General features: G+C 60.9%; 19 protein-coding genes and 1 tRNA gene. 10 read left to right on the top strand and 10 right to left on the bottom strand.

Features of this window, described 5'->3' with window-relative positions:
• Positions 1-32: 32 nt before the first annotated feature.
• Together ACOFKT_RS08025 and ACOFKT_RS08030 are read right to left on the bottom strand one after the other, a co-directional pair.
• Positions 33-701, bottom strand: a complete 669-nt coding sequence (locus tag ACOFKT_RS08025; RefSeq protein WP_419806879.1) for a fused MFS/spermidine synthase — start codon at positions 699-701, stop codon at positions 33-35.
• A gap of 284 nt (positions 702-985) precedes the next feature.
• Positions 986-3,433: a TolC family protein gene (locus tag ACOFKT_RS08030; RefSeq protein ID WP_419806880.1), complete on the bottom strand. Its 2,448-nt coding sequence runs from the start codon at positions 3,431-3,433 to the stop codon at positions 986-988.
• A gap of 265 nt (positions 3,434-3,698) precedes the next feature.
• Here ACOFKT_RS08030 and truA point away from each other — a divergent pair, with 265 nt between their 5' ends.
• From truA to ACOFKT_RS08055, 5 genes are all read left to right on the top strand, one after another.
• The gene (gene truA, locus ACOFKT_RS08035; RefSeq protein WP_419806881.1) at positions 3,699-4,592 is read left to right on the top strand and encodes a tRNA pseudouridine(38-40) synthase TruA; all 894 of its coding nucleotides are present in this window, start codon (positions 3,699-3,701) and stop codon (positions 4,590-4,592) included.
• Positions 4,589-5,836, top strand: a complete 1,248-nt coding sequence (locus ACOFKT_RS08040; protein ID WP_419806882.1) for a M20/M25/M40 family metallo-hydrolase — start codon at positions 4,589-4,591, stop codon at positions 5,834-5,836. Before truA ends, ACOFKT_RS08040 begins: the two co-directional genes overlap by 4 nt.
• A gap of 223 nt (positions 5,837-6,059) precedes the next feature.
• Entirely contained in the window at positions 6,060-7,730 is a 1,671-nt protein-coding gene (locus tag ACOFKT_RS08045; protein WP_419806883.1) for a trypsin-like peptidase domain-containing protein, read from the top strand.
• Positions 7,731-7,924: 194 nt separating this feature from the next.
• On the top strand, positions 7,925-8,347 hold the full coding sequence (locus ACOFKT_RS08050; RefSeq protein ID WP_419806884.1) for a peptidoglycan-binding protein: 423 nt from the start codon (positions 7,925-7,927) through the stop codon (positions 8,345-8,347).
• 10 nt (positions 8,348-8,357) lie between these two features.
• Entirely contained in the window at positions 8,358-8,945 is a 588-nt protein-coding gene (locus ACOFKT_RS08055) for a hypothetical protein (RefSeq protein WP_419807136.1), read from the top strand.
• Positions 8,946-9,025: 80 nt separating this feature from the next.
• Here the strand turns inward: ACOFKT_RS08055 and ACOFKT_RS08060 are convergent, their stop codons facing one another.
• Positions 9,026-9,397: an FtsB family cell division protein gene (locus ACOFKT_RS08060; RefSeq protein ID WP_419806885.1), complete on the bottom strand. Its 372-nt coding sequence runs from the start codon at positions 9,395-9,397 to the stop codon at positions 9,026-9,028.
• A 196-nt stretch (positions 9,398-9,593) separates the two neighbouring features.
• Here ACOFKT_RS08060 and ACOFKT_RS08065 point away from each other — a divergent pair, with 196 nt between their 5' ends.
• The gene (locus ACOFKT_RS08065) at positions 9,594-10,190 is read left to right on the top strand and encodes a biotin transporter BioY (protein ID WP_419806886.1); all 597 of its coding nucleotides are present in this window, start codon (positions 9,594-9,596) and stop codon (positions 10,188-10,190) included.
• A 30-nt stretch (positions 10,191-10,220) separates the two neighbouring features.
• Positions 10,221-11,075, top strand: coding sequence for a menaquinone biosynthesis family protein (locus tag ACOFKT_RS08070; protein ID WP_419806887.1), 855 nt, complete (start codon positions 10,221-10,223; stop codon positions 11,073-11,075).
• 67 nt (positions 11,076-11,142) lie between these two features.
• Here ACOFKT_RS08070 and ACOFKT_RS08075 read toward each other — a convergent pair whose 3' ends face one another.
• The 6 genes from ACOFKT_RS08075 to ACOFKT_RS08100 all read right to left on the bottom strand — a co-directional run bounded on the left by ACOFKT_RS08075 (position 11,143) and on the right by ACOFKT_RS08100 (position 18,487).
• Positions 11,143-12,666, bottom strand: coding sequence for an ATP-binding protein (locus ACOFKT_RS08075; protein WP_419806888.1), 1,524 nt, complete (start codon positions 12,664-12,666; stop codon positions 11,143-11,145).
• Positions 12,648-13,070 (bottom strand): response regulator, encoded by a 423-nt coding sequence (locus ACOFKT_RS08080; protein WP_419806889.1) that lies wholly within the window; start codon positions 13,068-13,070, stop codon positions 12,648-12,650. The genes ACOFKT_RS08075 and ACOFKT_RS08080 overlap by 19 nt, the downstream gene beginning before the upstream one ends.
• A 5-nt stretch (positions 13,071-13,075) precedes the next feature.
• Positions 13,076-14,503, bottom strand: a complete 1,428-nt coding sequence (locus ACOFKT_RS08085; RefSeq protein WP_419806890.1) for a sensor histidine kinase — start codon at positions 14,501-14,503, stop codon at positions 13,076-13,078.
• A 75-nt stretch (positions 14,504-14,578) separates the two neighbouring features.
• A tRNA-Lys gene (locus ACOFKT_RS08090) sits at positions 14,579-14,654 on the bottom strand.
• A gap of 118 nt (positions 14,655-14,772) precedes the next feature.
• Positions 14,773-16,473 (bottom strand): carboxypeptidase-like regulatory domain-containing protein, encoded by a 1,701-nt coding sequence (locus ACOFKT_RS08095; RefSeq protein WP_419806891.1) that lies wholly within the window; start codon positions 16,471-16,473, stop codon positions 14,773-14,775.
• 268 nt (positions 16,474-16,741) lie between these two features.
• Positions 16,742-18,487: a GWxTD domain-containing protein gene (locus ACOFKT_RS08100; RefSeq protein ID WP_419806892.1), complete on the bottom strand. Its 1,746-nt coding sequence runs from the start codon at positions 18,485-18,487 to the stop codon at positions 16,742-16,744.
• Positions 18,488-18,846: 359 nt separating this feature from the next.
• Between ACOFKT_RS08100 and ACOFKT_RS08105 the strand changes: the two genes are divergently transcribed.
• From ACOFKT_RS08105 to ACOFKT_RS08115, 3 genes are all read left to right on the top strand, one after another.
• The gene (locus tag ACOFKT_RS08105; protein WP_419806893.1) at positions 18,847-20,256 is read left to right on the top strand and encodes an efflux RND transporter periplasmic adaptor subunit; all 1,410 of its coding nucleotides are present in this window, start codon (positions 18,847-18,849) and stop codon (positions 20,254-20,256) included.
• 27 nt (positions 20,257-20,283) lie between these two features.
• Positions 20,284-21,066: an ABC transporter ATP-binding protein gene (locus ACOFKT_RS08110; RefSeq protein WP_419806894.1), complete on the top strand. Its 783-nt coding sequence runs from the start codon at positions 20,284-20,286 to the stop codon at positions 21,064-21,066.
• A 75-nt stretch (positions 21,067-21,141) separates the two neighbouring features.
• Positions 21,142-23,883 (top strand): hypothetical protein, encoded by a 2,742-nt coding sequence (locus ACOFKT_RS08115; protein WP_419806895.1) that lies wholly within the window; start codon positions 21,142-21,144, stop codon positions 23,881-23,883.
• Between the two features lie 56 nt (positions 23,884-23,939).
• Here the strand turns inward: ACOFKT_RS08115 and ACOFKT_RS08120 are convergent, their stop codons facing one another.
• Positions 23,940-25,553: an amino acid permease gene (locus ACOFKT_RS08120; RefSeq protein WP_419806896.1), complete on the bottom strand. Its 1,614-nt coding sequence runs from the start codon at positions 25,551-25,553 to the stop codon at positions 23,940-23,942.
• Positions 25,554-25,564 lie beyond the last annotated feature (11 nt).

Consider the following 25,564-nt stretch of genomic DNA (forward strand, 5'->3'; position numbering starts at 1 on the left):
CGGGTGTGTCCCCGCACTCAAGTGCCGGCACTTCAGCGGTGGGGATTGGCAGCAGACGAACCGACGCGACCTGTCAGCCATTGCGGAAGCGGGCCTTTGGTGGCGAAGACGATTACGTTATCGCCGTCGGGGCACTGATACAGAACGATGTGTCCGCGGAAGGTTCGATGGAGGCGTTTGAAGCTGCTTCGCCATCGTTCTCCGCTGAAGTTCAGGACCAAAGTGCCGCCGGTTGTCAGCGCGCCATAGCATTCCCGGTAAAAGGCGCGCGTGGCGAAGTGCGGCAGGTGGCCAGCTTCGTTGAAGGCGTCCACCAAAATGACGTCGAACGTGTTGGTGTTCTTACTCAGAAGCGCGGCTCCATCCATGTGAAGGACGGAGAACCTATCGTCGTCATCGTCGGGGATAAGGAAGTGCCGGCGCAGAGCAATGACGGCCGCGCTGATCTCGGCGACGACGATACGGCTGTTAGGAAATTGCCGGTAGCAGTGCTTGGCGAGCGAACCGCCGCCCAGCCCAAGCATGCCGATGGTGCGCGGTAGAGGCGTAAACCGCGCGAAGCCGGCCATGATCTGCGTGTAGCTGAACACTAGATCGAAAGGTGCTGTGCGGTCCATGGTGGCGTGCACGCCGTCTGTCGTGCTGCCGCCGAAATGAAGCGAGACGTACTGCCCATGCTCCGACAGATACGGACCCTGCATTCTGCGATATACGGGTGATACAGCAAGCGCATCCGCGCTCGTGGCGGAGATTTGAAAGTCCGCGAATGGATCGCGAAAACGAGGCCGCGCACGCAGCCGCTGCCGGACTGTCTGTAACCGGGAGACCAACTCTGGAATGAGCGCGGACAGATGCAGGCGTGCCGCTCCGCAGGACACTAGAGCCGTCCTGCTTCGGTTGAGGTGATGGAATTCTTCTGCGCAGAGACTTTGTCTGACAGCATAACGACTGTCCGACAAAGCCTCTGCGAAATGAACGCGAACGGCTATTGCGGCGGTTGCTGGGGCACAGGCATGCCGGCCGGAGCAGCAGTACCTGGCGCGGCGATGCCCTGGTAAGGGGGCAGCGGTGCGGGGTTTGCGGTGAGCGGCTTGGGCGGGGCAGGTGCCTGCGGTGCGGTCAAGCCGGGAATGTTCGGCTGCGTGGTGATGGCACCGCTGGCGGCCTGTTCGATGGAAATACCGTAGCGGTCAAGGGTGTTGGAGAGCAGCTGCCGTAACGTTGCCCGATCTTTCGCATAGGCCGCCGTGGCGGAGATCAGGTTGTTTTCCGCGGTGGCGAGATTGCGCTCCTGCTGCAGGACGTTGGCCGTGGTGGAAGCGCCGAGGCGGTATTTCTTCTGCTCGGCGTCGAGCGACTGAGCTTGAAAGTCGCGGGCAGCCTGAGCGGCGACGGTGGAGGCGCGGTCGTTGGTGAGAGCGTACTGCTGATTGATGACCTGGATCCGGGTCTGCGTATAGAGCTGCTGCAGGCGCATTTGGGCCTGGCGGTACTCCATCTGCGAGCGGGCCTGATCGGCCTGTGCGGGACGATTGCGGATCGGCACGTTGAGCGTGACACCGACACCCTTGTCCGGTGCGGAGTTGTTGAATGAGTTCTGAAGCGAGGAGCCGTACCCGCCCGCAGGCAGACCGCAATTCGGCACACCCGGATTGTTCTGGCAAAGAATCGAGTTTGGATTTGCGTTGCCGGTGTAGCCGGTGCCGCCGTAAAAACCGTATGCGTTCAACTGCGGCAGCAAACCATTTTTAACGCCCCTGATGGTGATCTTGTTGTTCTCCATATTGAGTGCGGCTTGCTCAATGGCCGGGCTGTTCGCGTAGGCACGCTTCACGAGCTCTTCGATAGGCGTGTCTTCTTCGGTGGTCCGTTCCAGGCTGACGCGTTCGGTGGGCACAACCGGGGCGGCTGAAAGTTGCGGGTCATTCAGGTCGCGAACGATTGCCTGCTTCATGAGCAGCTGCTGGTACTCAAGGTTCGATTCGGAGGTGGTGAGCGACTGGCGATCGGTGGAAACGGCCTGATCGGAGTTCACGACGTCGAGCGGTGCAAGGGTGCCGATCTGAAGCTGACGGCGGTTGTCGTTGGCCAACTGCGTGGACTGTTCCAGGGCGCGCTGCTTGGCTTGCACGTCTTCGTACGCGCTGACCAGATTCCAATAAATGCTTTCCACCTGGTTGATGGTGTAGAGCAGCTGCTGGCGGAAGGCGGAGTCGGCGATGCGGCGGTCGTTCTTGGCTTGCACGACAAAGCGGTTCTGCACGCCTTTGCCGAAGCCCTGCAACAGTTCTTGCGTGACGGTGAGGGCGAACGATGAAGAGAGCGCCGGGCTAAGCGACGAGGTGCTGGAGTTCGACGTCACGCGCGAGTTGTTGAACGAAAGGTTGAGATAGGTGCCGGTCGAGAAACCCTGAAAGTAGTTGAAGTTGTAACTGCCCGTGTTGGTCTGGGTGGCGTTGGTGTTGAACAGGTTGCTGGTGCCTGTGGTGCCGGTGCCAGTCCCCGTGCCAGTTCCAGTTCCTGTGCCCGTACCGGTCCCAGTGCCAGTGCCAGTGCCGGTGCCTGTACCAGTTCCGGTTCCGGTTCCGGTTCCCGTTCCTGTACCAGTTCCCGTGCCGGTGCTGCTGCCGGATGAGGAGCTACCGAAGCCGGAGCCGCCGGGGCTGGTGCGCTGTTCATATTGCAGCGTGCCGGTAAGCAGGCCGTCGCGGTTCAGAGGCTGAGGGCCACCGCCATTCGTGCTGAGCACAAGTCCGGAGTTGCCGGTGCCGCCACCACCTGCACCGGTCCCGGTGCCACCCGGGCCGCCGCCGCCGGTGACGGTAGTGCTGGAACCGCCAAGGGTGTTGGTGACCAGGCCGGTCGAAACACCGCGAAGCGTGCTTCCGGCGCGAGCACGGAGCAGGTCCGTGTCGGCGATGTCGAGGTTCACCCGTGCGATTGCGATGTCGAAGTTATTTTCCAGCGCAAGCAGGATCGAGTCAGAAAGGCTCAGGTAGATCTTGCCATCGCGCAACAGGTCGTCGATGCGCGGCGTGTTGCTGAGCCGCGGCGCACGGTAGTCCGTAGAGGTATAGGGCGCGATTGGGTTCCGAAAATGGCTCTTCAGGTGCGAATAATCGGTGCTAGTCTCGCGCAGGTACAGCGGGCCGGGGTGATTCGGCTCGGGCGCCTGGGGTATACCCGGGCGGCCCGTGGTATCCACCTGCTGAGCCTGTGGCGCGGCGGGAGCCGTGGGACTGCTTTGGGTGTTGGTCTGCGAGCCGGCTTGCGCTGCGCCCTGCGGCGTGACGGCAGGCGTAGCCTGTGTGCCAAGCGGTGGTGTGGTTTGTGCGCCGGGCGCCTGCGTTGTTTGTGCGCCAACGGTCTGCGCCCACGAGCTTGTCAACAACAGAGCGACACTCGCCGCAGCCTGCAACTTGCCAGAATTCACCGCTACCCCTCGCCAGGCCGGCGCTGTGCCTTGTCCGCCTGTTCTGTAATTACGTCTACGCGCGGCGCAGGGACGCAGTTCCGTCCAAAGCGCTGCCGTGGCCAACATTTCGTTCGTGCAATACCTTCCAGATGCTCGGCAAAGACTCTCGATGCGCAAATTGCAGCGCGGCTCGACAGCTTGCTGGCTTGCTACGGGACGTGCCCAGTATAGTTGGCACGGCTGGACCAGAGTACCGAGTGTGAGGCTCGCGCATACTAAAAAGGTGAGCGCAATCGATGCAGAGGTTCCAAACGGTCGCGAGATAAGGCAGGGGCGCGCACCCCGGACTTGGAGACTTCTGCTTCGTTATGACGGCTCGGATTTCCACGGCTGGCAGGTGCAGCCAGGGCTGCGCACCGTCCAAGGCGAGCTCCAGCGTGTGTTGCGCAAGGTCGTGGGCGAGACGGTTTTGCCGCAGGGATCGGGGCGGACGGACAGCGGCGTGCACGCGGATGGGCAGGTGGTGAGCGTGAGGCTGCAGGCGGCGATCCCGCCGGAACGCCTGTTGCGTGCGTTAAATCGCAAGCTGCCCGGCAGCGTGCGCGTGATGTCGGCGGAGATAGCTGCGGACAGCTTTCATGCGCGAGGCGACGTGGCTTGGAAGCTGTACACCTATCGCATCTTTCAGAGGCGTTTGCCAAGTGATGCAGCCGAACGAATCTGCCCGCCGCTGCTGGCCCGGGCGGTGTGGGACTGCCATTGGCCGCTGCTGCTGTCGCGGATGCGGCAGGCGGAAGCCGATGTGGTTGGAACGCACGACTTCACTTCATTCGCCGCGAGCGATCCGGATGCGAGTGCACGGCGAGCGATGGAGGCGGCGTCCACGGTGCGGACAATTTTTACCTCCGAGTGGACGGAGGAGAACGGTTTGCTGGTGTACCGCGTTGCGGGGGGCGGATTTCTGCACCACATGGTTCGGAACCTGGTGGGGACGTTTGTGGAGATCGGAACGGGACGGCGGCCAGGGGGTTCCCTGCCCGGCGTTCTTGCCGCGCGCGACCGTGCCGCGGCAGGGATCACGGCGCCTCCGCAGGGCCTGTCACTCACGCGTGTGGTCTACCGTGGCGAGGTGGATGGGGACCGCTACGCAAAGACAAGTGCCGAGGTGATTGCTTGAATCCGGCAGCATTCGCACGGGTGCAGGAGATTGCGGCGCGCGGCAGCACGCATCGGGCATTCCAGTGGTTGCACCTGCAGGAGCCTCGGATCCGCACGTGGCAACGTGAGTTGGTCGGTATACCCGCTCCGCCGTTTGCGGAGGCGGCGCGCGCTGCATGGTTCCTCGACCGCTTTCGTGAGTTCGGATTGTGCGACGTGCGGATCGATGCCGAGGGGAATGCGCTCGGCTGGCTGCGAACGTACCAACCTGGACAGCCGCTGGTGCTTTTATCAGCCCATCTCGATACCGTCTTCCCGGCGGAAGTGATGATTGCGCCCACGGAGGATGGCCCGTTGCTGCGAGCGCCCGGCGCTGCGGACAACGGAGCGGGGCTTGCCGCGCTGCTGGCGCTGGCGGCGGTGAGCGCGGCCGACCCCGATGCGTATGCGGCGAATGTGCTATTTGCGGCAAACGTGGGCGAGGAGGCTGAAGGCAACCTGCGGGGCATGCGACAGATTTTCGAGCGCTCTGGTTACGCGCGCAATGTGATCGCCGCGATCGCGTTGGAAGGCGCGGGAACGCAGACGCTTGTCACACGCGGCCTGGGCTCCCGGCGCTTCCGTGTGACCGTGACCGGTCCGGGTGGGCACGCCTGGACGGAACCGGAGATTGCGAACCCGATTCTGGTCCTGGCAGCGGCCCTGACGCGGTGCGCGGTAGAGCCGCTGCTGCAACAGCCACGCAGCGTATTCAACGTGGGCCGGCTGGAGGGCGGAAGCAGCGTGACCAGCGTGCCGGAGAGAGCGACGGCGCTGGTCGACATCCGCTCGGTTTCAGAAGAAGAGTTGCTGCGGCTGGAGGTGCTGCTCTACCGAGCGGTGGAAGACGCAGTGCTGGAGATCCATGCCCAGCCTTGCCGTGGTGCGCTGCACTTCAAGATCGAGTGCATTGGCGACCGGCCCGCAGGATCGCTGGACAGCAGGTCACCGCTGCTGGCGAGTGTGCGTGCGGTCGACCGGCACCTGCGGCTGCGGACCGAAGAGCGCATCGGTTCTACGGATGCAAATCTGCCGCTGGCACAGGGGCGAGACGCGATTGCGATGGGAGCGGGCGGTCGCGCCGGAGGCATTCACACCACGGCGGAGTGGTTTGACGCAACGAACCGCGAGCTGGCGCTGCGGCGCATTCTGCTGGTGCTGCTGGACGCGTGCAGCGCGGCGTACCTGCAGGTATCAGGGGTCAATCGGTCTCCGGAGGTTTAGGAGTTTGTTTCGAAGCGCGCCGGCATGGGATCAGGCGACGCGGCAAAAGGGTGTTTTGCGCGCTCTTTCGCGATCAGCGAACGATCCGCCCTCTTTTTCCGCGGACTGAATGACGTCGATTCCTGCGTGCCGGGCCAGCATACCCAGCGCAAATATCTGCGTCTAAATTGGAGAGAACGCCGGTGACGGCATTCCAAGGCAGCACCTGAGGACACGAATTTTCATGGATCCGAAGAACGTCCAGAGCAAGACTTTTTCCGAGCGCGTACGCGATCATCGGTTTCTCGCCACCTTTGCCCTGCTGGGTACCCTTTCGGCGGGCATTATTACGGGTTCGGTGCTGACAGGCACCGTACACGGTGCACAGCAGGCAGTGGACAGCCATGATGCGGCCCCGCTGCGCGTTCCAGCCGGCAGCAGCACGCCCAACCAGTTCACGACGATTGCCAAGGAAGTCGGGCCGGCGGTGGTGAACATCAACACCGAGCAGTTTGCGAAGCAAAGCACAACGCCGCGCGCAAACCGCAACAATCGCCGCCGCGGCGGCAATGGCGGCGGCTCCGGCGATCCCGGCGACATGCAGGATTTCTTCAACCGCTTCTTCGGCGGCCAGGGCCCGGGTGGTGACAACGGCGGCGATGACGATGAGATGGGCGGTGGCGGTGGCGAGCGTCGGGCGCTTGGTTCCGGTTTTATCGTGGACCCGCGCGGCTACATCATCACGAACAATCACGTGGTCGACAAGGCTGACAAAATCTACGTGAAGCTGTCGACGGATGCGGAGAGCGATCAGGGCCGTCCGGCGCACGTAGTCGGCACCGATAAGGACACGGATTTGGCGGTAATCAAGATCGACTACAACGGTACGTTGCCGACCGTGAAGCTGGGCAACAGCGACTCCGAGCAGGTAGGTGACTGGGTACTGGCGATCGGCAGTCCATTTTCGCTGTCGCAGACTGTCACGGCGGGTATTGTTTCGGCCAAGAACCGCACGATCACGGATGGGCCCGCGCCGTCGCAGTTTCAGCGGTTCATTCAGACTGACGCCGCGATTAATCCCGGCAACTCGGGCGGACCACTGCTGAATATGAAAGGTGAAGTGGTCGGCGTGAACACGGCAATTTACACCAGCGGCATGGGTTCGCAGGGTGTTGGGTTTGCAATGCCGTCGAACACGGTCGTGAACGTGTACAACGACCTGATCTCACCGGAGCACAAGGTGACGCGCGGGTCGATCGGCATCCAGTTCCAGTCGGGTCTGCCTTCGGCGGTGAGCCGTCAGTACGGGTTTGCCAAAGGTGGCGTGCTGATCAGCAGCGTGACGCCGGGTCTGCCCGCGGCAAAAGCGGGGTTGCAACAGCAAGACGTGATCACGACCATCGATGGCAAGCCGGTGAAGGATGGCGATGACCTGGTTGCAATCATCTCGGCACGGAAGCCTGGGTCCACAGTGCAGATCGGATACCTGCGCGGAACGGACCAGCGCACGGCGACGGTGGGTATCACCGATCGCAAGAACGTGGAAGCCGCAGCGAACGCTGGCAACAACAACGACCAGGAAGATAATGGCGACCAAACTAACGGGTCTTCCACAAACGGCAAGCTGGGCGTCACGATTCAGGCGGTGCCGGCCAATGTGCTGCAGCAGAAGGGCCTGAGTGGTGGCGTGCTGGTGACAGGCGTGACTCCGGGATCCTTCGCGGAGGACATGAGCCCTGGTGGACTCTCGAAGGGCGACATCATCACGGAGATCAATCGCAAGCCGGTCAACAATCCGGAACAGTTCCGGAACATTGTCAACGGTCTGAAGAGCGGTGATGACGTGGTGCTGGTCGTACGGTTGGCGCAAGGCCGTGAGAAGACGAACAACTTCATCGGCGGCACGTTGCCGTAGGTCGAAGGGTAAGACGAGCAAGCCGGCGCATGACGCGCCGGCTTGCTTTTTTGTGCACACTTACGTCCATTTCGATGAGGACAGTTCGTCTGCGGATCCAGGTTGCATGGGTACGAATTGGCTGTGTAGGCTGGCATTGCCCACTTCGGTTGCGCTCTGCGAGATGCGCTGGCGCTCTCATCGCGAGGTTTTGAATGTATCGTTCGAGCTTTCTTCAGCGCGGCATCGTTAGCGTGATCGCCGCAGGTCTTGTCGTCCTTCCGGCAGCGGCGTCACACCTACGCCGTGGACCGACCTCGCCGCGGTCGCACCATGGGCTTCAGAACAAAGGCACGTCGAAAAGCGTTTCCCACAGCGCGAGTTCGAGTCGTCCGCGGGCCATTGATGACGCACGTGCGACCGAGATTCAGGGCGCACTCGTGAAGGCGGGGTACCTGCAAAGCGCGTCGGGCCACTGGGATGACGCCAGTGCCGACGCCATGCGCAAGTTGCAGGCGGACAACGGTTGGCAGACGAAGCTGATCCCGGACTCGCGGGCTCTGATTAAGCTGGGTCTTGGTGCCAATGGTGGCGGGCCAGCAACGGGTTCAACGAACCTGATTGCGCCGGCGGAGTAGACGCTTGCGGATGGTACGGCTGCTGCTCTTCCCTACCCTGATGCTGCTTGCCACGGTCAACGCGCGCGCCATCGAGCTGAAAGTAACGGCTGGCGCCATGGAGCGCACGCTGCAGCAACAATTATTTAATGCGCCGGACGGACGGTATTACATCCAAGGCAATGCGAATGCCGCGTGCTTTGTTTACGTGGATCAACCGTCGGTGCGCTTTCAGGATGACCGCGTGGTGATCCATGTGCATACGCATTCGCGGCTTGGTGCCGGCATGTTCGGCAGGTGCGTCGGCGTTGGGTTCAACACGGAGGCGGATGTGTCTGTGGTGCCCGACGCGGAAGGCGAGACGATCGGGTTTCGCGACGCGAGGATCGATCGCTTCACCGGGAACAAAGAGCTGGACGCCTTATTAATCCCGTTTCTAAGCCGCAAGCTGCCGCAGAAGTTGAAGATTGATGCAGCCGACCTGCTGCGCACGGCCCTGGCGAGGTCGCGCCAGAGTAGCGGGTATGAGGTGACACTGGATCACCTAAAAATCCACAGCATGCTGGTGCAGGATGGCGTGCTGGCGGTGGACCTGGATGGAAGCTTGCGGGTCAACTAGGCAGTCAGCGCAACGCAACGCCGGAACACACGAGCTTTTCATGCAGCTATCACGTGCCCAGAAAGCCGCGGAAACGTCCTCTAGTGCTTCCCGTTGTCGTTGCTGGGCAGGGTGACGATGACTTCGCCTGGCCGGGTGTAGTGAAGGTCTTCGCGAGCCTGATGCTCGATAGCGTTGGGATCGCTGGTAAGACGGTCGACGTGGCCCTGAAGCTGGCCGTTCTCGCGCTGGAGCGAAACCGTCTCACGCTTCAGGTCGTGAAGATCGTGCTGTTTGTTGCGAAAAGCGGTCAGGCCGTCGCGTCCGAAGACAACGTGGTAGCCAACCAGAACAGTCAGAATCGCGACCGCAACCGTGGCGATCCGGCGCCTGTTGCTGTACAGGCCTTCGCCCACGCGCGATACACGCCTCATCCATTTGCCGGTTCGTTTGCTGTTGGAAGCGGGGGCCATCACCTGCTATGTTGCGCTGCGCTGGCAGCACAGCGCAACCAGTAACGAGAGGATGAACCTAACGAGGCACACCGTTTTGGGAACGGCATGGGCGAACAGCGACGTCGCTCGCCTGCTTTGGGCCGGTTACTCGAATCGAGACACGGTGTCCCGCTTACAATGGAAACACCGTCCCGCAGGGTACGAGGAGAGTTCGATGGTGAAGGAGTCCACCGCAACACTGGCCGAAGCGTCTGCTGTTGCTCAGTCTGGCAGCTCAATGTGGCTGCGCCGGGCCGGCATTGCCCTGCTTGGCAGCCTGGCCGTCGCGGTGGCTGCGCATGTGACGGTGCCACTGCCCTGGACGCCGATCCCGTTCACGCTGCAGCCCATGGCGGTGCTGCTGGTGGGCCTGCTGCTTGGGCCGTCGCTTGGTTTCGCCACCATGGTGCTGTACCTGGCCGAAGGAGCAATGGGATTGCCCGTGTTTCAGCCGCATGGCCCGGGCGGGTTGCTGCAGCTGGCCGGACCCACAGGTGGCTTCCTTTGGAGTTATCCGCTGGTCGCAATGATCGCCGGAGCTCTCTACCCGGCTTTGCGTTCGCGTCCCCCGTTTATCGCGGCGATGTACGCGTGCTTCGCGGCAATTGTAGTGCTGTTTACGGCGGGTGCCGCGCAGTTGGCGGTGCTCACCCATGCGAGTGCGCAGGTTGTGCTTGCATCGGCAGTTGGTCCATTCTTGCCCGGAGAGTTGATCAAGATTATGGCGGCTTCCGGCATCGTCGCGGCGTGGTCGACGCGGGTACGTCAGTAGTTTTCCTAACAAATCTTAGATGGTGATTGAATGAGCAGTACTGCAGTTGACGTGCGCGAGATCAAGATTGCGCACAGCCCCGATTCCGACGATGCCTTCATGTTTTACGGTCTCGCGACCAACAAGATTCGTGTACCAGGCTACAAGTTCACGCATGTTCTGACGGACATTGAGACGCTGAACCAGCGCGCGATCCACGATCCGTACTATGACGTGACTGCAATCTCATTCCACGCGTACCCGTATATGCAGGACGAATATACTCTGATGGCGTGCGGCGGGTCAGTGGGCGATGGCTATGGTCCGATGATCATCGCGCCGCGGCCGATGTCTCTCGATGACGTGAAGAAGGTGCGCATCGCCGTACCAGGTGTACTCACCACGGCATACCTGTCACTGAAGCTATTTGCGCCCGACGTGGAGACGGTCACCGTGCCGTTTGACCAGATCATTCCGGCGGTACTGCGTGGAGAATATGAAGCAGGGCTGATCATTCACGAAGGTCAGCTGACGTATGCCCAGAGCGGTCTGCACAAGATCCTGGACATGGGCCAGTGGTGGCGCGAACTGACCGGGCTTCCCTTGCCCCTGGGCGGCAATGCGATCCGGCGATCGCTCGGTGCCGATGCGATGCACATATGCACGCAGGCGCTGCGCGACAGTATTCAGCACGCGCTGGACCACCGCACAGAGGCACTGGAGTATGCAATGCAATTTGCCCGCGATTTGGATACGACGCTGGCGAACCGGTTCGTTGGCATGTATGTGAACGAGCGAACGCTGAACTACGGTGAGGACGGGCGCGAGGCAATTCGCAAGCTGTTGGCAATGGGCTATGAGCGCGGCGTGATTCCAATGAAAACCGACGTGGAGTTTGTAGACTGATCTCAGTCTGCGGTCGGGCGGAGTTGTTCGCCCGTGATACTCACGGGCGAATACTCGGTGCGACGATCTAACCTTCGGGAACGCTCTCAGCGCTCGGTGCGGGCGTTGGAATGCCGCCAAGCGGTAAGAAGATGCGGAAGACAGTTCCTCCGGGCCGATTGGCCGTGCGTACCCGACTGTGCACGTGAATGCTGCCGCCATGGCGCTCCACGATCTCCTTGGAGACCCAAAGGCCCAGGCCAGTGCCGGTGATGCCCTTTGTCGAAAAGAATGGCTCGAAAAGATGGGTAAGCGCGCTTTTTGGGATGCCAGTTCCACGATCGGCCACGGTAAATACGATGCCTTGGCAATCGTGGTCAGGAACACGGATCTGGCGAGTGCGCAGTGTGATCTCGCCACCTGGACCCGATGCGTCGAATGCATTGCTGAGCAGGTTCACGATCACCTGCCGGATTTCTCCCTCAAAGCACAGCAGCGGTTGCGCATTCCCGAAGTCACGGCGGATCGTAATCTCCGACCGGCGCAGGCGCGACTCAAACAGTGCAATGACCGTCTCTGCCAAATCGCGAAGGTCACTCAAGACGGCGCGGCTGGACTGCCGATGGAAGCGTAGCGTCTGTACCGTGATCTGGGCAACGCGATCCAGCTCTTTTTGAGCCATCTCCAGAAAGTTACGTCCTTCGGGAGTGAGTTCGCTGTTACTGACGAGGAAGAGGCAATTGGTCACGGCAGCAAGCGGGTTGTTGATTTCGTGCGCAATGGAGGCGGCGAGGCGGCCGGCAACAGCTAGCTTTTCGGTGCGGCGCAGAATCTCTTCGCCACGCTTCTGTTTGCTGAGATCGACCATGAAGACGGCGAGTTCGCGGTCCTCGGCAGTTGTGTCCGGGTTTAGATAGGCGGCAGCGACCAAGAGCTCGGCGGCACTCTGGTCCTCGCGTTCCAGAGTGATTTCGCGCGTTTCACCGGGTGTGTGCTCCAAGCCGCGGGCGACGCCGAGCTGGTCGAGGCGCATTGCGCCTTCCAGCAGAGATGGGGCACTGTAGCCAAGTAAAAGACCTGCGGCCTGATTCGCATACGTGATGCGTCCGGCGGCGTCGCCGAGCAGCAGACCGATGGGCATCGCATCGACCAGCCGATGAAACCGGGCTTCGCTGGCTTGCAGCGCGGCTTCCGCAGCGCGGCGTGAGCGGCGGGCTTCCGCCTCACGCAGCTCACGCTCAAGCGCCGGAACGAGCCTGGCAAGATTCTGTTTGATGACGTAGTCCTGCGCGCCGGCCCGCATGCTGGCGACTGCGGTCTCCTCTGACATGGCGCCGGACATCATGATGAACGGCAGGTCGAGGTCGGAGGCACGGAGCAGGTGAAGCGCCTCGGGACCACTGAAGCTGGGCAGGTTGTAATCGGCGAGGACAACCTCAGGCGGCGGAACTGCAGTGAGTCCGGTACGAAAAGCTTCGGATGTCTCAACACGGTTTACGACGGCCTGAAAACCGGACTTGCGAAGATGACGCTCAAGCAAGGCGGCGTCGTCCGCATTGTCTTCTACGAGCAGAATCCGGAGGGGGCGTGCGTCTACGCTTTGGGTGGGCATTCGTTCAGCACCAACCAGTACATGCCAAGCTGGCGAGTGGCCTCGGCAAAGTCGGTGAAGTTCACCGGTTTGCGGATGTAGCTGTTGACGCCAAGACTATAGCTGCGCATCACGTCGCGCTCCTCGTCTGAGGAGGTGAGAATGACAACAGGCAGTGTGCGCGTAGCGTCATTCTCACGAAGGCGACGCAGCACCTCCAGACCGTCAAGTTTCGGCAGTTTTAGATCCAGCAGGATGACCTGGGGCTTGATCGGGTTGGGGCCGAGCAGCATATTCACTGCTTCCTCTCCGTCCCGTGCGATCGCCACATCATTGACGATGTTGGATTTTTTCAGAGCTCGGATGGTGAGTGCTTCATGGTCGGGATCATCTTCGACCAGCAGGATGGATCGATGTTCTGCCATAGGGCTCATCCTAACGTAAAGCGGAAAGATGCGCCATGACCCACACTGCTCTCTGCGGAGATGGTTCCATGGTGCCGTCGAACCACGCGAGCGACGGTCGCGAGGCCGATACCGGAGCCTTTGAAGTCCTTGTCGCCGTGCAGGCGGTTGAAGGCGTTGAAGAGCTTGGAGCTGTAGTACATGTCAAAGCCGGCGCCGTTATCGGTGACCTCGAAGCTCTTCTGTTCGGGGTGATAAGAGATGCGGATGAGGCTGACGGGCACCTTGGAGCTGAACTTGACGGCGTTGCCCATTAAGTTCTCAAAAGCCACGCGCAACAGATCAGGATCAGCGTCGGCCTGCATGCCTTGCTCGATGTCGAAGTGGATGGTCTGGGCCGGATTCTCCTCTTTCAGGTTTCTCGCGACGCTTTCCACAAGCGCGGTCACATCGACCTGCCGCCGCGTGAGATCCGCGCGCGTGATGCGCGAAAGCTGGAGAAGCGCATCGATAAGGCCGCCCATGCGCTGGACACCCCCGCGAACACGCTGAATGTAATCCCGCCCCACGTCGTCTACCGCGTCCTGGTAATCCTCTTGCAATGCCAGGCTGAAACCGTCGATGGTGCGCAGCGGTGCGCGCAGATCGTGAGAGACGGAGTAGCTGAAGGCTTCGAGTTCGCGATTTGTGCTCTCGAGCTCGGCGGTACGAACGCGCACACGCTCTTCGAGTTCGGCATTCAGCACGTGAATGACTTCGGCGTTCTGCGCAATTTCGGCATTCGCGGTTTCGAGTCGCTCGTTTGCGGATTCCGTTTGGAGGCGGACCTCGCGCTCGCGAAGCAAAATTCGGCCTACCGCAATGAGCAAAAGCAGGTCGAGACCGCTGGCGAGAGCGATTGCAAGCAGAGCGACCACAGAACTACGGTGTACATCCACTTCACGAATTGCCAACAGGCGTCGCTCTTCATCCTGCATCTCGTTCGCGAGCAGGTGAAGACGCTGCATATCAGGCATGCTGATGCTGGAAGAGATGAGAGGCGTCGCTGCGGCGATCCCGCCTGTTTTTTGCGCAACGATCACGCGGTCAAGCAGGCCGAAACGGCCCGCGATAATTTGCCTCATGTTCGCGGTGTTGGCGCGCTGTTTCGGGTTATCTCCCGAAAGCCGCTCAAACTCGTCGACCTGCGGCCCGACTTGCTGCTTCGCGAGATAGTACGACGAGAGAACATTGGCATCGCCGGTGATGACAAAGCCACGCGCGCTGGAGTCAGCCTGGCGGACAGATGCGACGATCGCTTCCACTTGTCCGATGACCTGCCACGTGTGCGATAACCAATATTCGCTCTGGCTGAGCGTGCGAACGGACGCGACTGCGAACCAGGTGTTCAGCAGCACAATCAGGATCGCGCCGGCAAGCAGTGGGCCGATACGAAATCCTTTGGAGAAAGGCATACCCTTTTAGTTACAAAAACAAGCAGCAGAGATGCAAGGGAGGGCTCTGCTTTGCTACATGTGAATGTTCAGAAATGGTGGACGCGGTAGGAATCGAACCTACAACCTGTCGATTAAGAGTCGAATGCTCTGCCAGTTGAGCTACGCGTCCGAACAGAACGGTGACGGGAGCAAGGCTCCACCGTGAACCGCTTGCTTACTGGATAAAGATACCACACGCGTAGTGCGAGAGGCGGAGGCGTTCCGGATTCAAAGCTGGAGACGTGGCCTTAAAAGGTGAAGGCCAGACCAGCTTGCAGCATGCGGGGCGACTGCGCGAGGTAAAGTGTATGGCCGTCGCTGGAGAGGACTGGCTGATAGCCCTCATCCAACAGATTCTGCACCTGCACTATCGCTTCCAGACCGTTCGGCAGTAGCGGCAAGTGTTGCAGGCTTTGACGTAGCAGCAGACCGAGATAGGCCGGGTCTTGTGCGGAACGGAATGAGTCCACGGCTGTGAGGGTATTCGCGCGCTGCCAGCGGTAGCCAGCTTCGACGCGCGTTCCAGTACGGGCAAAGTGCGCGCGGGCTCGTATCGTGGCGCTAAGCGCCTGATGGACGCCGGTTTGCGAAGCCGCAGTGGCAAGGGGCGCGGGCGCAATCGCCTCGTTTACCAAGGCACTGCCGTCTGCGACACTGGCCGAAACTGAAAGGCTGTCCGTGACCGGCTGATCCAGCGAGAGCCGGACGCCCGTACCGTCGAAGTCGCGACCCGCCATCACATAGGTCTGCGTGGTCGGATCGGAGAGCATTGCAAGGCCGGCCGTATCAGCCGATGTAAGCGCACCCACGCCGGAGAACAATGGAGCGGTGATCGCTTCACGGTACGCCTCCACCTGCAACTTGCCTTGTCTTGGGGTGCGGACCGCAAGGGAGATCGCATTTGCGTGACCGCCTGAGAGCCGCAGCTTTCCGTTACGGCGGACGGCGAGCGGCGTGGCCGGCGCGACTCGATCCAGGTCTTCAAGCTGCGAGATGCCCCGTGATGCCGTGAATGCGTAAGCGATGATGACATCGGAACCGGCCCGATAGGAGACCCGCACAAAAGGTTCCATCGCAATGGTGTTGCCGCCAAGGTTAAAGGCGCGCGCGGTGGATCCGGCATCGACGCGCAAGGTATCGCCCACTTCCATACGTTCGGCGTTACGCAACACCATGGCCTGCATGCCGTTGCTGCCCTGCTGATTCAACAGCTCGGGGTGCGAAAGATAGGTGACCACAGTTCGCGTGGCGGCGCCGAACGGAAGCTGGCGGCCCCAACCTCCGCTGATCTCGGCGGAGGGCGCAACTGGAAATGGAATCCGCGGACCGGAGAAGTCGGCACGCAAGACTCCACCGGAGCCGTTCCCGGCGCTGCGCTCCATGGTGAGGACTTCGTGGTTGCCGCCATGCGCAAAGCCGCCGTCGTTCGCGTAGACAGCCATTCTGCCCTGCGACTGAACGCGATGGCGTTCCTGCGAACTGCTGGAAACACCTACCGTTGCATGTCCCTCCTCATTCATGCGGAGAACTGGACGAAGCGTGGACGAGCGAAGCGTCCACATCCAGTCGTCCTCAGCGGCATCGCTGGTGCGGCGGGTTGCGGGCAGCCACTGCGTGGGAGCGAGCAAGGTCGATAAAGTGAGATTGACGACGGCGCGGGTACTCGCGCCAACCTGAAGCGTTTGGCGGACTGCCGGTAGGAAGAGCGCTGCGCTTGCGCGGACACGGTAACGGCCGGGACGAAGATTGGTGACATGGTAGCGGCCATTGCTGTCGGTCAGGGCCGTCGCTGCGGGAGTGGCGTCCTGCAGCAGAAGTTGGACGAGCGCGCCCATTTGCGGGATTCCCTCGGCATCCACGATGACCCCGCTGACACTGCCGCCAGGGAAGTAACCACCGGAGCCGTGACTGGTCTGCGCATAGAGCGGAGCTGCGGAGTGCAAAGACAAGGACGCGATTGCGGCTATGAGAGCCACAGTCGCCGAGCAGCCAAGTGTATGGGAAGACCGCATGTGCGTTCTTCGACCCCCTCCTGCGTCCCTTACCTTCCGGCCGAAGCTTCCGGCCAAACCTTACAAGCCTTTGCGTCTGTGCGCATTTGGCCATCCTGCAAAGACTTGAGCCAAACATCAAGCCTTTCTAGAACTCAGTAGTACCTGGACCACTGTTGTTGCGACCGCCTGGCAAGAGACACCAGCCACGTTCTGCCACTTCAGGTTACTCCACGGTGAACGGCGCGGATTGCGAAATCTCCTGTTTCGAGATGCCGTCATTCACTTTGATAAGTACCTGGTACTTGCCGGGTTGCAGACTGGCGAGCGGCATGCTCTTTTCCAGCGTGACCTGATCGGCGTTCGGATTCATCTTGGCCGTGGACTCGCTGGTCTGCAATACCGCCTTGTTGGACGCCAAATCGACAACTTCGTAATTAATTTCCGCGTTGTTTTGCTTGCTCTTGTCGTCGATACCGAGATTGTATACCTGCATCCAGAAGTTCAGGTTCTGGTTACGCTTGTAGATCACCGGAACCATGGGACTGGACGAGACGCTTGGCACAACCTTTGTGTTGCCGATGACGAAATTGCCCGCGCCAATTTCCTTCGTTGGGACGCGCGCCATGCTGGAGGCAAGGATGAGCGAGGACGCTGCAAGGCGCTCATCGTCATATTTCGGTACGTTGACCGAACGCCGCCAGGTTCCGATGTGATCCGGGTTGTTGACGTCCTTGATCACGATGTCGATTTTGTAAATACCAGGGCGCAGCGGGACCGACTTCCAGTAGAGATTGCGCTGGGCCTGCTCACGTGCGAGGAACTCGGACGGGACCTGAACCGTCACCGTATCTTCGAAGGTCTGCACAATGCGGTGATTGATGTTGGATACCTGACCAAGAATATTGACGGTTCCGGTCGAAACACCGTCTTTGGTCTGGAAGGTCACATCACGATTGCGTATCTGCAGCGTAAGAGGCATCAAGACGGTGTCGTTGGTGACTTTCACGTAATCCGTGCGGACGTCGAAGTAGAACGGCGGCCCTTTCAGGATGACGGACTTCGAGATGTACTGCTCTAGATCCTTGAACTTGATCGGTGGCGGCGCCATGATCTTGGCGTAGGTGCTCAGGCGGTCAAACTGTTTGCTCTGCTGGGAGGCGGCGTAGGGGCCGTTGCCGAGTTGCTCCAAGCCGCTACCGTTGAAACGGTCCTTCTTGTCGGTCATACCCATTTCTTCATACAGGGTCAGACCGGCGCCAGGCGTGTGCTTGAGAGCGTCTTTTTCCGAGCGATCGAGTGTCAGGTGGTAATCGTTGCACTGGCAGCTATCCACGAACTCCAGGTCGAGGTTGTCGCCGATGCCCTCGATGTAGCGGTAGTGCCAGACCTCAAACGGGAAGGTCGAGGTGGAGCCGCCACCCTCATCGATGGGGCGCTGGTAGTTACCGCCGCTCGGGTGCGAGTCGATGCTGTCGGGCTTGCCATAGGCGATGTAGACGTGACCGCGGTCCGTTCTCCAGCCGGGCTTTCCGGCGGCAAAGTGCTCGTTGGCGTAAGCGATACGGGCGTAGTGCTGTTCGCGAAATTCGTTATCCGGCGATTCAGGGTTCGGATTGCGGCGGAGCCAGAAGTTTTCGACGAACTGCTCGCGCTCTTCGTCGTTCTTGAGCGACTTGAACGCAGCAACCTCCTGGTCGGTGATGATCCAGACCACATCCTGATTCAGCCACTTGTTCCAGGAGCTGTCGGCCTTGATTTCGCTTTTCAGGTATTTGTTCTGCTGAATTCGTTCGCGGTCGGTGAGCCGGCGCTTCGTCGGATCGGGGTGCTCTTCCTGCGGCTCGGTTTTGCTGACCTTTCCGGTCGGATCGGTTGCCGCCGGGGTGGCTTGCGCTGCTGCAGGCGTCTGTGCTGCACCGGAGACGGAGGTGCCGTTCTGCCCATGTATTTGTACCGAAACGATCCCCATGCCAATGAGGACAGCTGCACCGATTCCCTGCTTTAGACCCTGCATCATCTGCCTGTTACTCCCGCCAAGCCAGAATCGGAGCGACCCCGTTCTTGGCATGGGACCAGTCTAGTGATTTTCCTAACAACTTGCCATCCCGCGAGGCAACCAATTCTGCACCGGCATTTGCTCGTATTTGGTTTGGCCTAATGTAGCTTGGACGGAAACAATGGCAGGAAGCGAGCATTTTGTTTCCGCAAGCAAGGAGATTCTGCCGGGTGCCGACGTGTTCTCGAGAAACCTTGGAACCGCGCGACGCACATCGGCGTACTACACTTTGCTTGCCGGGACTGTGAGCCATCGTTCCGGATATGGAGATCATGAGTACCAGGAAGAAAGTCGTTCTGCTGATTGTGGGCGTGGTGCTGCTGGCCGGGATCGTCGTGACGTCCGTACTGAAGAGCCAGGCGGACGTGGTGCCGGTCACCATGGCGCGTATCGGGCGGCAAGACCTTGTCGCCGTGGTGAGCGGCACAGGGCAGATCAAGCCGAAGACCTATGTGAACATTGGCGCGACGGCGCTCGGCCGCATCACGCACCTGTATGCCTTTGAAGGCGACCACGTGAAAAGAGGCCAGACATTGGCCACACTTGAAAGCGTGCAGCCGCAGTCCGCGGTGGCCGCGCAGGATGCAACGATCGCCTCAAGCAGGACGGATGTGAGCAGCTATTCGGCCGCAGAAAAAACTGCGGAGGCGAACGTTGCGCAAGCAAAGGCCGACCTGCAACAGAAGAAGTTCGACATTGATCGTTATCAGCAGCTATATGACAACCGACTAGTCAGCAAGCAGGACTACGATCAGCGCAAGGCCGCCTACGACGTGGATGTGGCGACGGTGCAGCAGCGGGTCGCCGCGCTCAGCCAGGCACAGGCTCAGACCGCCTCGCAGCGCAGCCATGTGCAGCAGGCTATTGCTTCCCAGCGGGCCAACTACGACGCGCTCGACAAAACCATCTCGCGCGCTCCCTTTGACGGCCTGGTGACGAACGTGCCGGTGCGCGAAGGCGAGACGATGGTTCCAGGCATTCAGAACACGCAGGGCTCGACCTTGATGACGCTGGCGGACATGAGCGTGATTACGGCCGAGGTGAAGGTGGACGAGACGGACGTTGTCAACGTAAAGCTGAACCAGCCTGTCGATGTGACGGTAGACGCGTTGCCCGGCAAGGTGTTCAAGGGACGCGTGACGGAGGTGGGCGATCAGGCACTGCTGCGCACCACGGGCATCGCGACATCGCAGTCCACGACCGGTACGGAAGAGGCGAAGGATTTTAAGATTGTCGTAACGTTGGACAACGTGAGCGGACAGAACAATGACGAGCTTCGGCCTGGTTTATCCGCCACGGCAAAGATTCGAACCGCACAGGTAAACAATGCTGTGGTGCTGCCATTGCAGGCCCTGGTGAACCGTGATCCCGCGGCCGAGACCGTGTTCCTAAAGAACAACGGCAAAGAGCCGAAGGGAGCCGGAAACGAGGTCGCCGCGAGCACCAAAGCGCCCACCGTGCAAGGCGTGTTCCTCGTCAAGCAGATCAATGGAAAGCAGCGCGTCGATTTCCAACCGGTCTCAACGGGGGTCACTGGCGCGACCGACATCGAAGTAACAGGTGGCCTGACGCCCGGCGCGCAGGTGGTTACCGGACGATTCAAGACGCTGCGTACACTGAAGAGCGGAACGGCCGTGAAGCAGGATACGGACAAGGACACCGCCAGCAGTTCGGCGTCTTAACACAGAACACGAGGTTTAGAGCAAACGATGGCGACAGCAACCATGACCCCGCACGCAACCGATGGTGTGACCTGCGTTCCGGGCGAGGTCATCGCTACCGACAACCTGTGGAAGACGTATCAGATGGGCGATCAGGAGGTGCATGCCCTTCGCGGTGTGAACCTGCGGATCAAGCACAGCGAATACGTGGCGATCATGGGACCGTCGGGCTCGGGCAAGAGCACGCTGATGAATTTGATCGGGTGCCTGGACTCGCCGTCACAGGGCAGTTACTGCCTGAATGGGCACGACGTTTCACGACTGAACGATGACGAGCTGGCGCGCATTCGCAACAAGGAAATTGGGTTCGTATTTCAGACTTTTAACCTTTTACCGCGCGCCACGGCGCTGCACAATGTGGAACTGCCCCTGATCTACAACGGCACCGGGGCGGAAGCGCGGATTCAGCGCGCGACGGAGGTGCTGGAGTCCGTGGGTCTGGGCACGCGCATGCACCACAAGCCGAACGAAATGTCAGGCGGACAACGGCAGCGCGTTGCGATTGCGCGTGCCCTGGTCAACTCGCCGTCGATCATTCTGGCGGACGAGCCGACCGGCAACCTGGATTCAAAGACCAGCATCGAGATCATGGGTCTGTTTGCCGACTTGCATCGGCAGGGCAACACGATCATCCTGGTCACGCACGAACCGGACATTGCGGAGTATGCCAACCGCGTCGTTACCATTCGCGACGGTGTCATCGCGAATGACAAGGCGTCTTCTCGCATGTCAAGCGACGACCTGCTGGCGGGCGTATCGCAGACGCAGTAACGGCGTTCGTTGTCGTAATGCAGCGCAATGCTGCGACAAACTGCTTCCGGAAGCCAGTTTCTTCATCGGCATTCCATGCGACGCCTGCGCCGCAGCAATCGTCTAACGGGATGCATGGTGTTCGGCAAGCGCAGTAGCAGGTATGCAGGGGCGGCGGCGCTCGCGCTCGCGGCAGTAAGTGCGCTCACCGCCCGCGGCCAGCAGCGCTTTGACCTGCTTGGGCCCAAGATCGACGTCCATGTGACGCGTGGCGACACTTCCCTGCCGATTGCGTCCGTACCCAATCTGCAGCCCGGAGACAAGCTGCAGGTGCACGCGGACCTGCCCCCTTCGCAATCGGTGCATCTTCTGCTGGTGATCGCCTTTCTGCGCGGTACGACCAATCCGCCTCCTGACAAATGGTTCACCCGCATTGAAACCTGGAACAAGAAGACCCGCGCCGAAGGCGTAACGGTTACGGTGCCGCCCGAGGCGGAGCAGGCACTGATGTTCATTGCGCCGGAAACTGGCGGTGACTTCTCGACGCTGAAGAGCGCCGTGCAGGGTCGTCCGGGCACGTTTGTGCGCGCGTCGCAGGACCTGAATGAGGCAAGCTTTGAGCAATCGCGCATCGAGCGCTATGCGCAGGCACTGCAACGGGTACAGCCGAACTCGCCGGCGGAACTGCTGGATCACTCACGCAAATTGGCGGCCACGCTGAACCTGAAGCCGAACGACGAGTGCTTCAAGCGCCCTGCGGATGAGCAGTTGGGTTGCCTACGCCAGAGCGGCACGGCTCTGCTGCTGGACGACGGCCATGGCCAGAGACTAGCGCAATGGATCACGAATGGCGATACGTCAAACCTGATCGGCGCCATGCAGGGCACGCCGGTTGTCGCCAACACGGGTGCTGCTGCCTATAGCGCGTATGTGGGAACGGTGCTGGATGTAATTCGCTTGATGACTGGCTTGCACACAGCGCATTTCCAATACATTCCTGCGATCGCCTTTCCGAATGGGGACGCACTGAATCTTCGGCTGAATGCGGCGCCGTCCTTTCACGATCCGAAATCGGTGATCGTGATCGCGCTGCCGGCGATTCGAAAAGCGGACCCACCGCCACTCCAGTTGCAGGATCCGAATCACGTTTCTTGCCTGCTGCAGTCGAAGATGGTGTTGCCGTTGAACGGCGCCCCGCTGGTGTTTGCGACAGGCTTTGCGCATGATCTGGTGCTGCACCTGGATCATCCGACAGCGGACGGGCGGACGGATCTGCCGCTGATGCCGGACGCGTTTGAGGGTGGACTGGTCGTTGCCGAAGGCGATGAGCGGAAGCCGCTTGCCGCGGCAGCACCGCCCGCGCGAGACAGTCAAGGACATGATGTAACGCCTGGCTCCGCCGCCCCCCTGGCCACAGCGTCGACCCCGCCAGTTCGTGCAGCGGCCAGAGTAGCGGCGGTACCCGCAGCGACGGAAGGACCGATTCAGATCAGTGGTACGGTCCGTGGCTACTGGGGATTTGACCATTTTGTGGGGTTAACTGTTCCCCTGCAGCAGCGCGTCGGAGCCGATTGGAATGCGGCGCCGCGGACGGAGTTATTCGCCGGCCGCACGAATACGCTGGTGCTACGTTCCACCGGAACAGGATGCACGGAGCAAGTGTTGCTGCAGGCCGACGCTGGATTGAAGCCGTTGAACTGGCGCCCGGACCGGGACGGCGCGCCCAACACACTGAATGTGACGTTGCCACTTGAAAAGGCTGCACCCGGTGGTCTGACGCTGCAGGTGCAGCAGTTCGGGGACGCACAGGTGCAGCGCGTCCAGGTGGTGGCCTACTCCGACGTGACGCGGCCCCGGGAGCTCCGTCTGCACGCAGGCGATGGGTTCGCCACGCTGACCGGCACGGGTCTACAAGAAGTGCAGGAAGGTTCGATGGATGGTGTTTCGCTTCAGCCTTCTAGCGATTCAAGCGGCGATGGCACGACGCTGCGTTTGAGCCTGGCAAGTGGAACCGCAGATTCGGGCAAGGCAAAACCCAAACACAATTTCAAGGCTGGCGACCATGGGTCGACGACTTTGCTGCTTCGCGATGGACGCACCTTGACGACCGCGTATGTAGTGGATGCGGCGCGGCCCTCAGTAACGGTGCTGAACCGGACGGCGACGGCGCTTCCGGGCGATGCGGGCCTGCCGCTTGCATTGACGGACGCGGATGCTCTGCCGCTACACAGCAAGGTGACGGTGGCACTGCGGTCCGAGTCGCCGGCCAAATTTAGCCGGTCGGAAAAGGTGGAAGTCGGTACGACAGACGGCACTCTTCACACAGAGCTGACGCTGGCAGACGGTTCCCTGGTGCTGCAGGACAGCCATACCGCGCTGGCATTCCTAAACCCGGAAAAGTCTTTCGGAGCGTCCGCGTTTGGCCCGCTGCAATTCCGTGTGGTTACGACTGAGACGGCGTCGGACTGGGAGCCACTTGGCACATTAGTGCGCACGCCAGTTGTACAGCAGATCACGTGTGCCACACGACCCGGCGCTCACGGTGGAGTGGTCGCCGGGCCCGCAGTGGCGGCGAGTACCGGGCCGGAGGCGCAGGAAGCGGTATCACCTCAAACCGAACTGCCATGCGTGCTGACGGGCAGCAACCTGTACCTGATTGCGTCGACGTCGCCGGATGCGAGCTTCGCGAAGGCGGCCGAGGTACCCGAGGGATTTGCAGCAAATACGCTGCGCGTTCCGCGTCCGGCGGACGGGCATACGCTGTTTCTGCGGCTGCGGGATGACCCTGAGCATGCGGCTACCGTCACGGTCGATTCCTCGCCGCGAACGCACCCATAAAAAAAGCGAACGACCGACAGGCCGTTCGCTTTTTATTTGTCTGCTGACGCAGACACTCATCTTTCATCAACGGCAGGAAGCAGGCCTGCTGCCCGCTGCTGCACGAGGCTATGCCGGCGGCCATAGGAGAAGTACACGACCAGGCCGATCACAAGCCACACAATCAGGCGTGCCCAGTTCAACCAGCCGAGCTTGATCATCATGTAACCATTGAAGATGACGCCCAGGATCGGAACGAGCGGCACCAGTGGCGTACGGAAAGGACGCGCGCGGTCTGGCTCCGTGCGGCGCAGAATCACGATGGCGATGCAGACAATCACGAAGGCAAGCAGGGTGCCGATGTTGACCATCTTACCGATATCGTCAATCGGCGTGAGTGCACCGACGACGCCGGCGAGCGTGCCGACAAGAAAGGTGTTCTTGAAGGGTGTGCGGAACCGCGGGTGGATTTCGGCGAAGAAGCGCTTCGGCAGCAGACCGTCGTTGGCCATGGCATACAGCACGCGCGTCTGGCCCAGGAGCATGACAAGCATGACGGACGTGAGCCCGGCGAGAGCGCCCAGAGTAATAATGTCGCTGGCCCAGACAAGATTGCGGTCAAGAAAGGCACGGGCGATCGGCGCCTCAATGTTGATCTGCGCCCACGGCACCATGCCAGTCAGGACCGCGGCGACCCCGATATAAAGCAGAGTGCACACGCACAAAGAAGCGATGATGCCGATGGGCAGATCTCGCTGCGGATTTTTGGCTTCCTGCGCGGTGGTGGAGACGGCGTCGAAGCCGATGTAGGCAAAGAAGATATATGCCGCGCCCGCGCCGATGCCGCCGAACCCGTATGGCGCAAAGGTGTGCCAGTCGTGACCCCAGTTGGCGGCACTGACATAATGAGCTCCCAGGCCGAGCACGAACAGTACGACGGCGACTTTCACAACCACGATGGTGGCGTTGAACTTCGCGCTTTCCTTGATGCCGATGGCGAGGATGGTCGTGACGAGGATGGCGATCAGGAATGCCGGTAAGTTAATGCCGATCTCATGGCCGCCGATCGTCGGAGCATTCAAGACCTGGTGAGCGCGCGCCACCATGTCCGCAGTGGGTGCTGCCTTCAGTTCGCCCAGCTTGGCGATGTACTCCTGCGATCCGGCCACGAGCGATGGAAACTGCGTGCTCATGACTGAGCGCGCGACCTGCTCGAGCGCGACGCCCAAGCCGGTCCAGTGGTCGTAAGCAAGCCACAAAGGAAAGCGTATGTGGACGATGTCCATTAGCTCGATAAAGTGATTTGACCAGCCTGAGCTTACGGTGCTTGCACCCATCGCGTACTCAAGTGTTAGGTCCCAGCCAATGATCCAGGCGATCAGCTCGCCGAGCGTCGCATAGGCGTAGGTGTACGCCGAGCCGGCAAGTGGGATCATAGCGGCGAACTCGGCGTAGCAGAGCCCCGCAAAAGCGCAGCCAAGGCCGCTCAGCACAAAGGACAACATGAGCCCTGGGCCGGCGTAGTGCGCGCCCAGGCCGGCGAGTACGAAAATGCCCGCGCCGATCACTGCGCCGATACCAAGGGCAGTCAGTTGAAATGGACCAAGTGTGCGCTCAAGAGTGTGGGCGCCTTCTTCTCGAGCTTCTGAAAGCAAGACCGTCATCGACTTGCGGGCAAAAAGGCTGGGCATCGTGGTGGTGT

Origin of the sequence: Terriglobus sp. (genome assembly GCF_965201105.1) — a bacterium.
Taxonomy (GTDB): Bacteria; Acidobacteriota; Terriglobia; order Terriglobales; family Acidobacteriaceae; genus Terriglobus.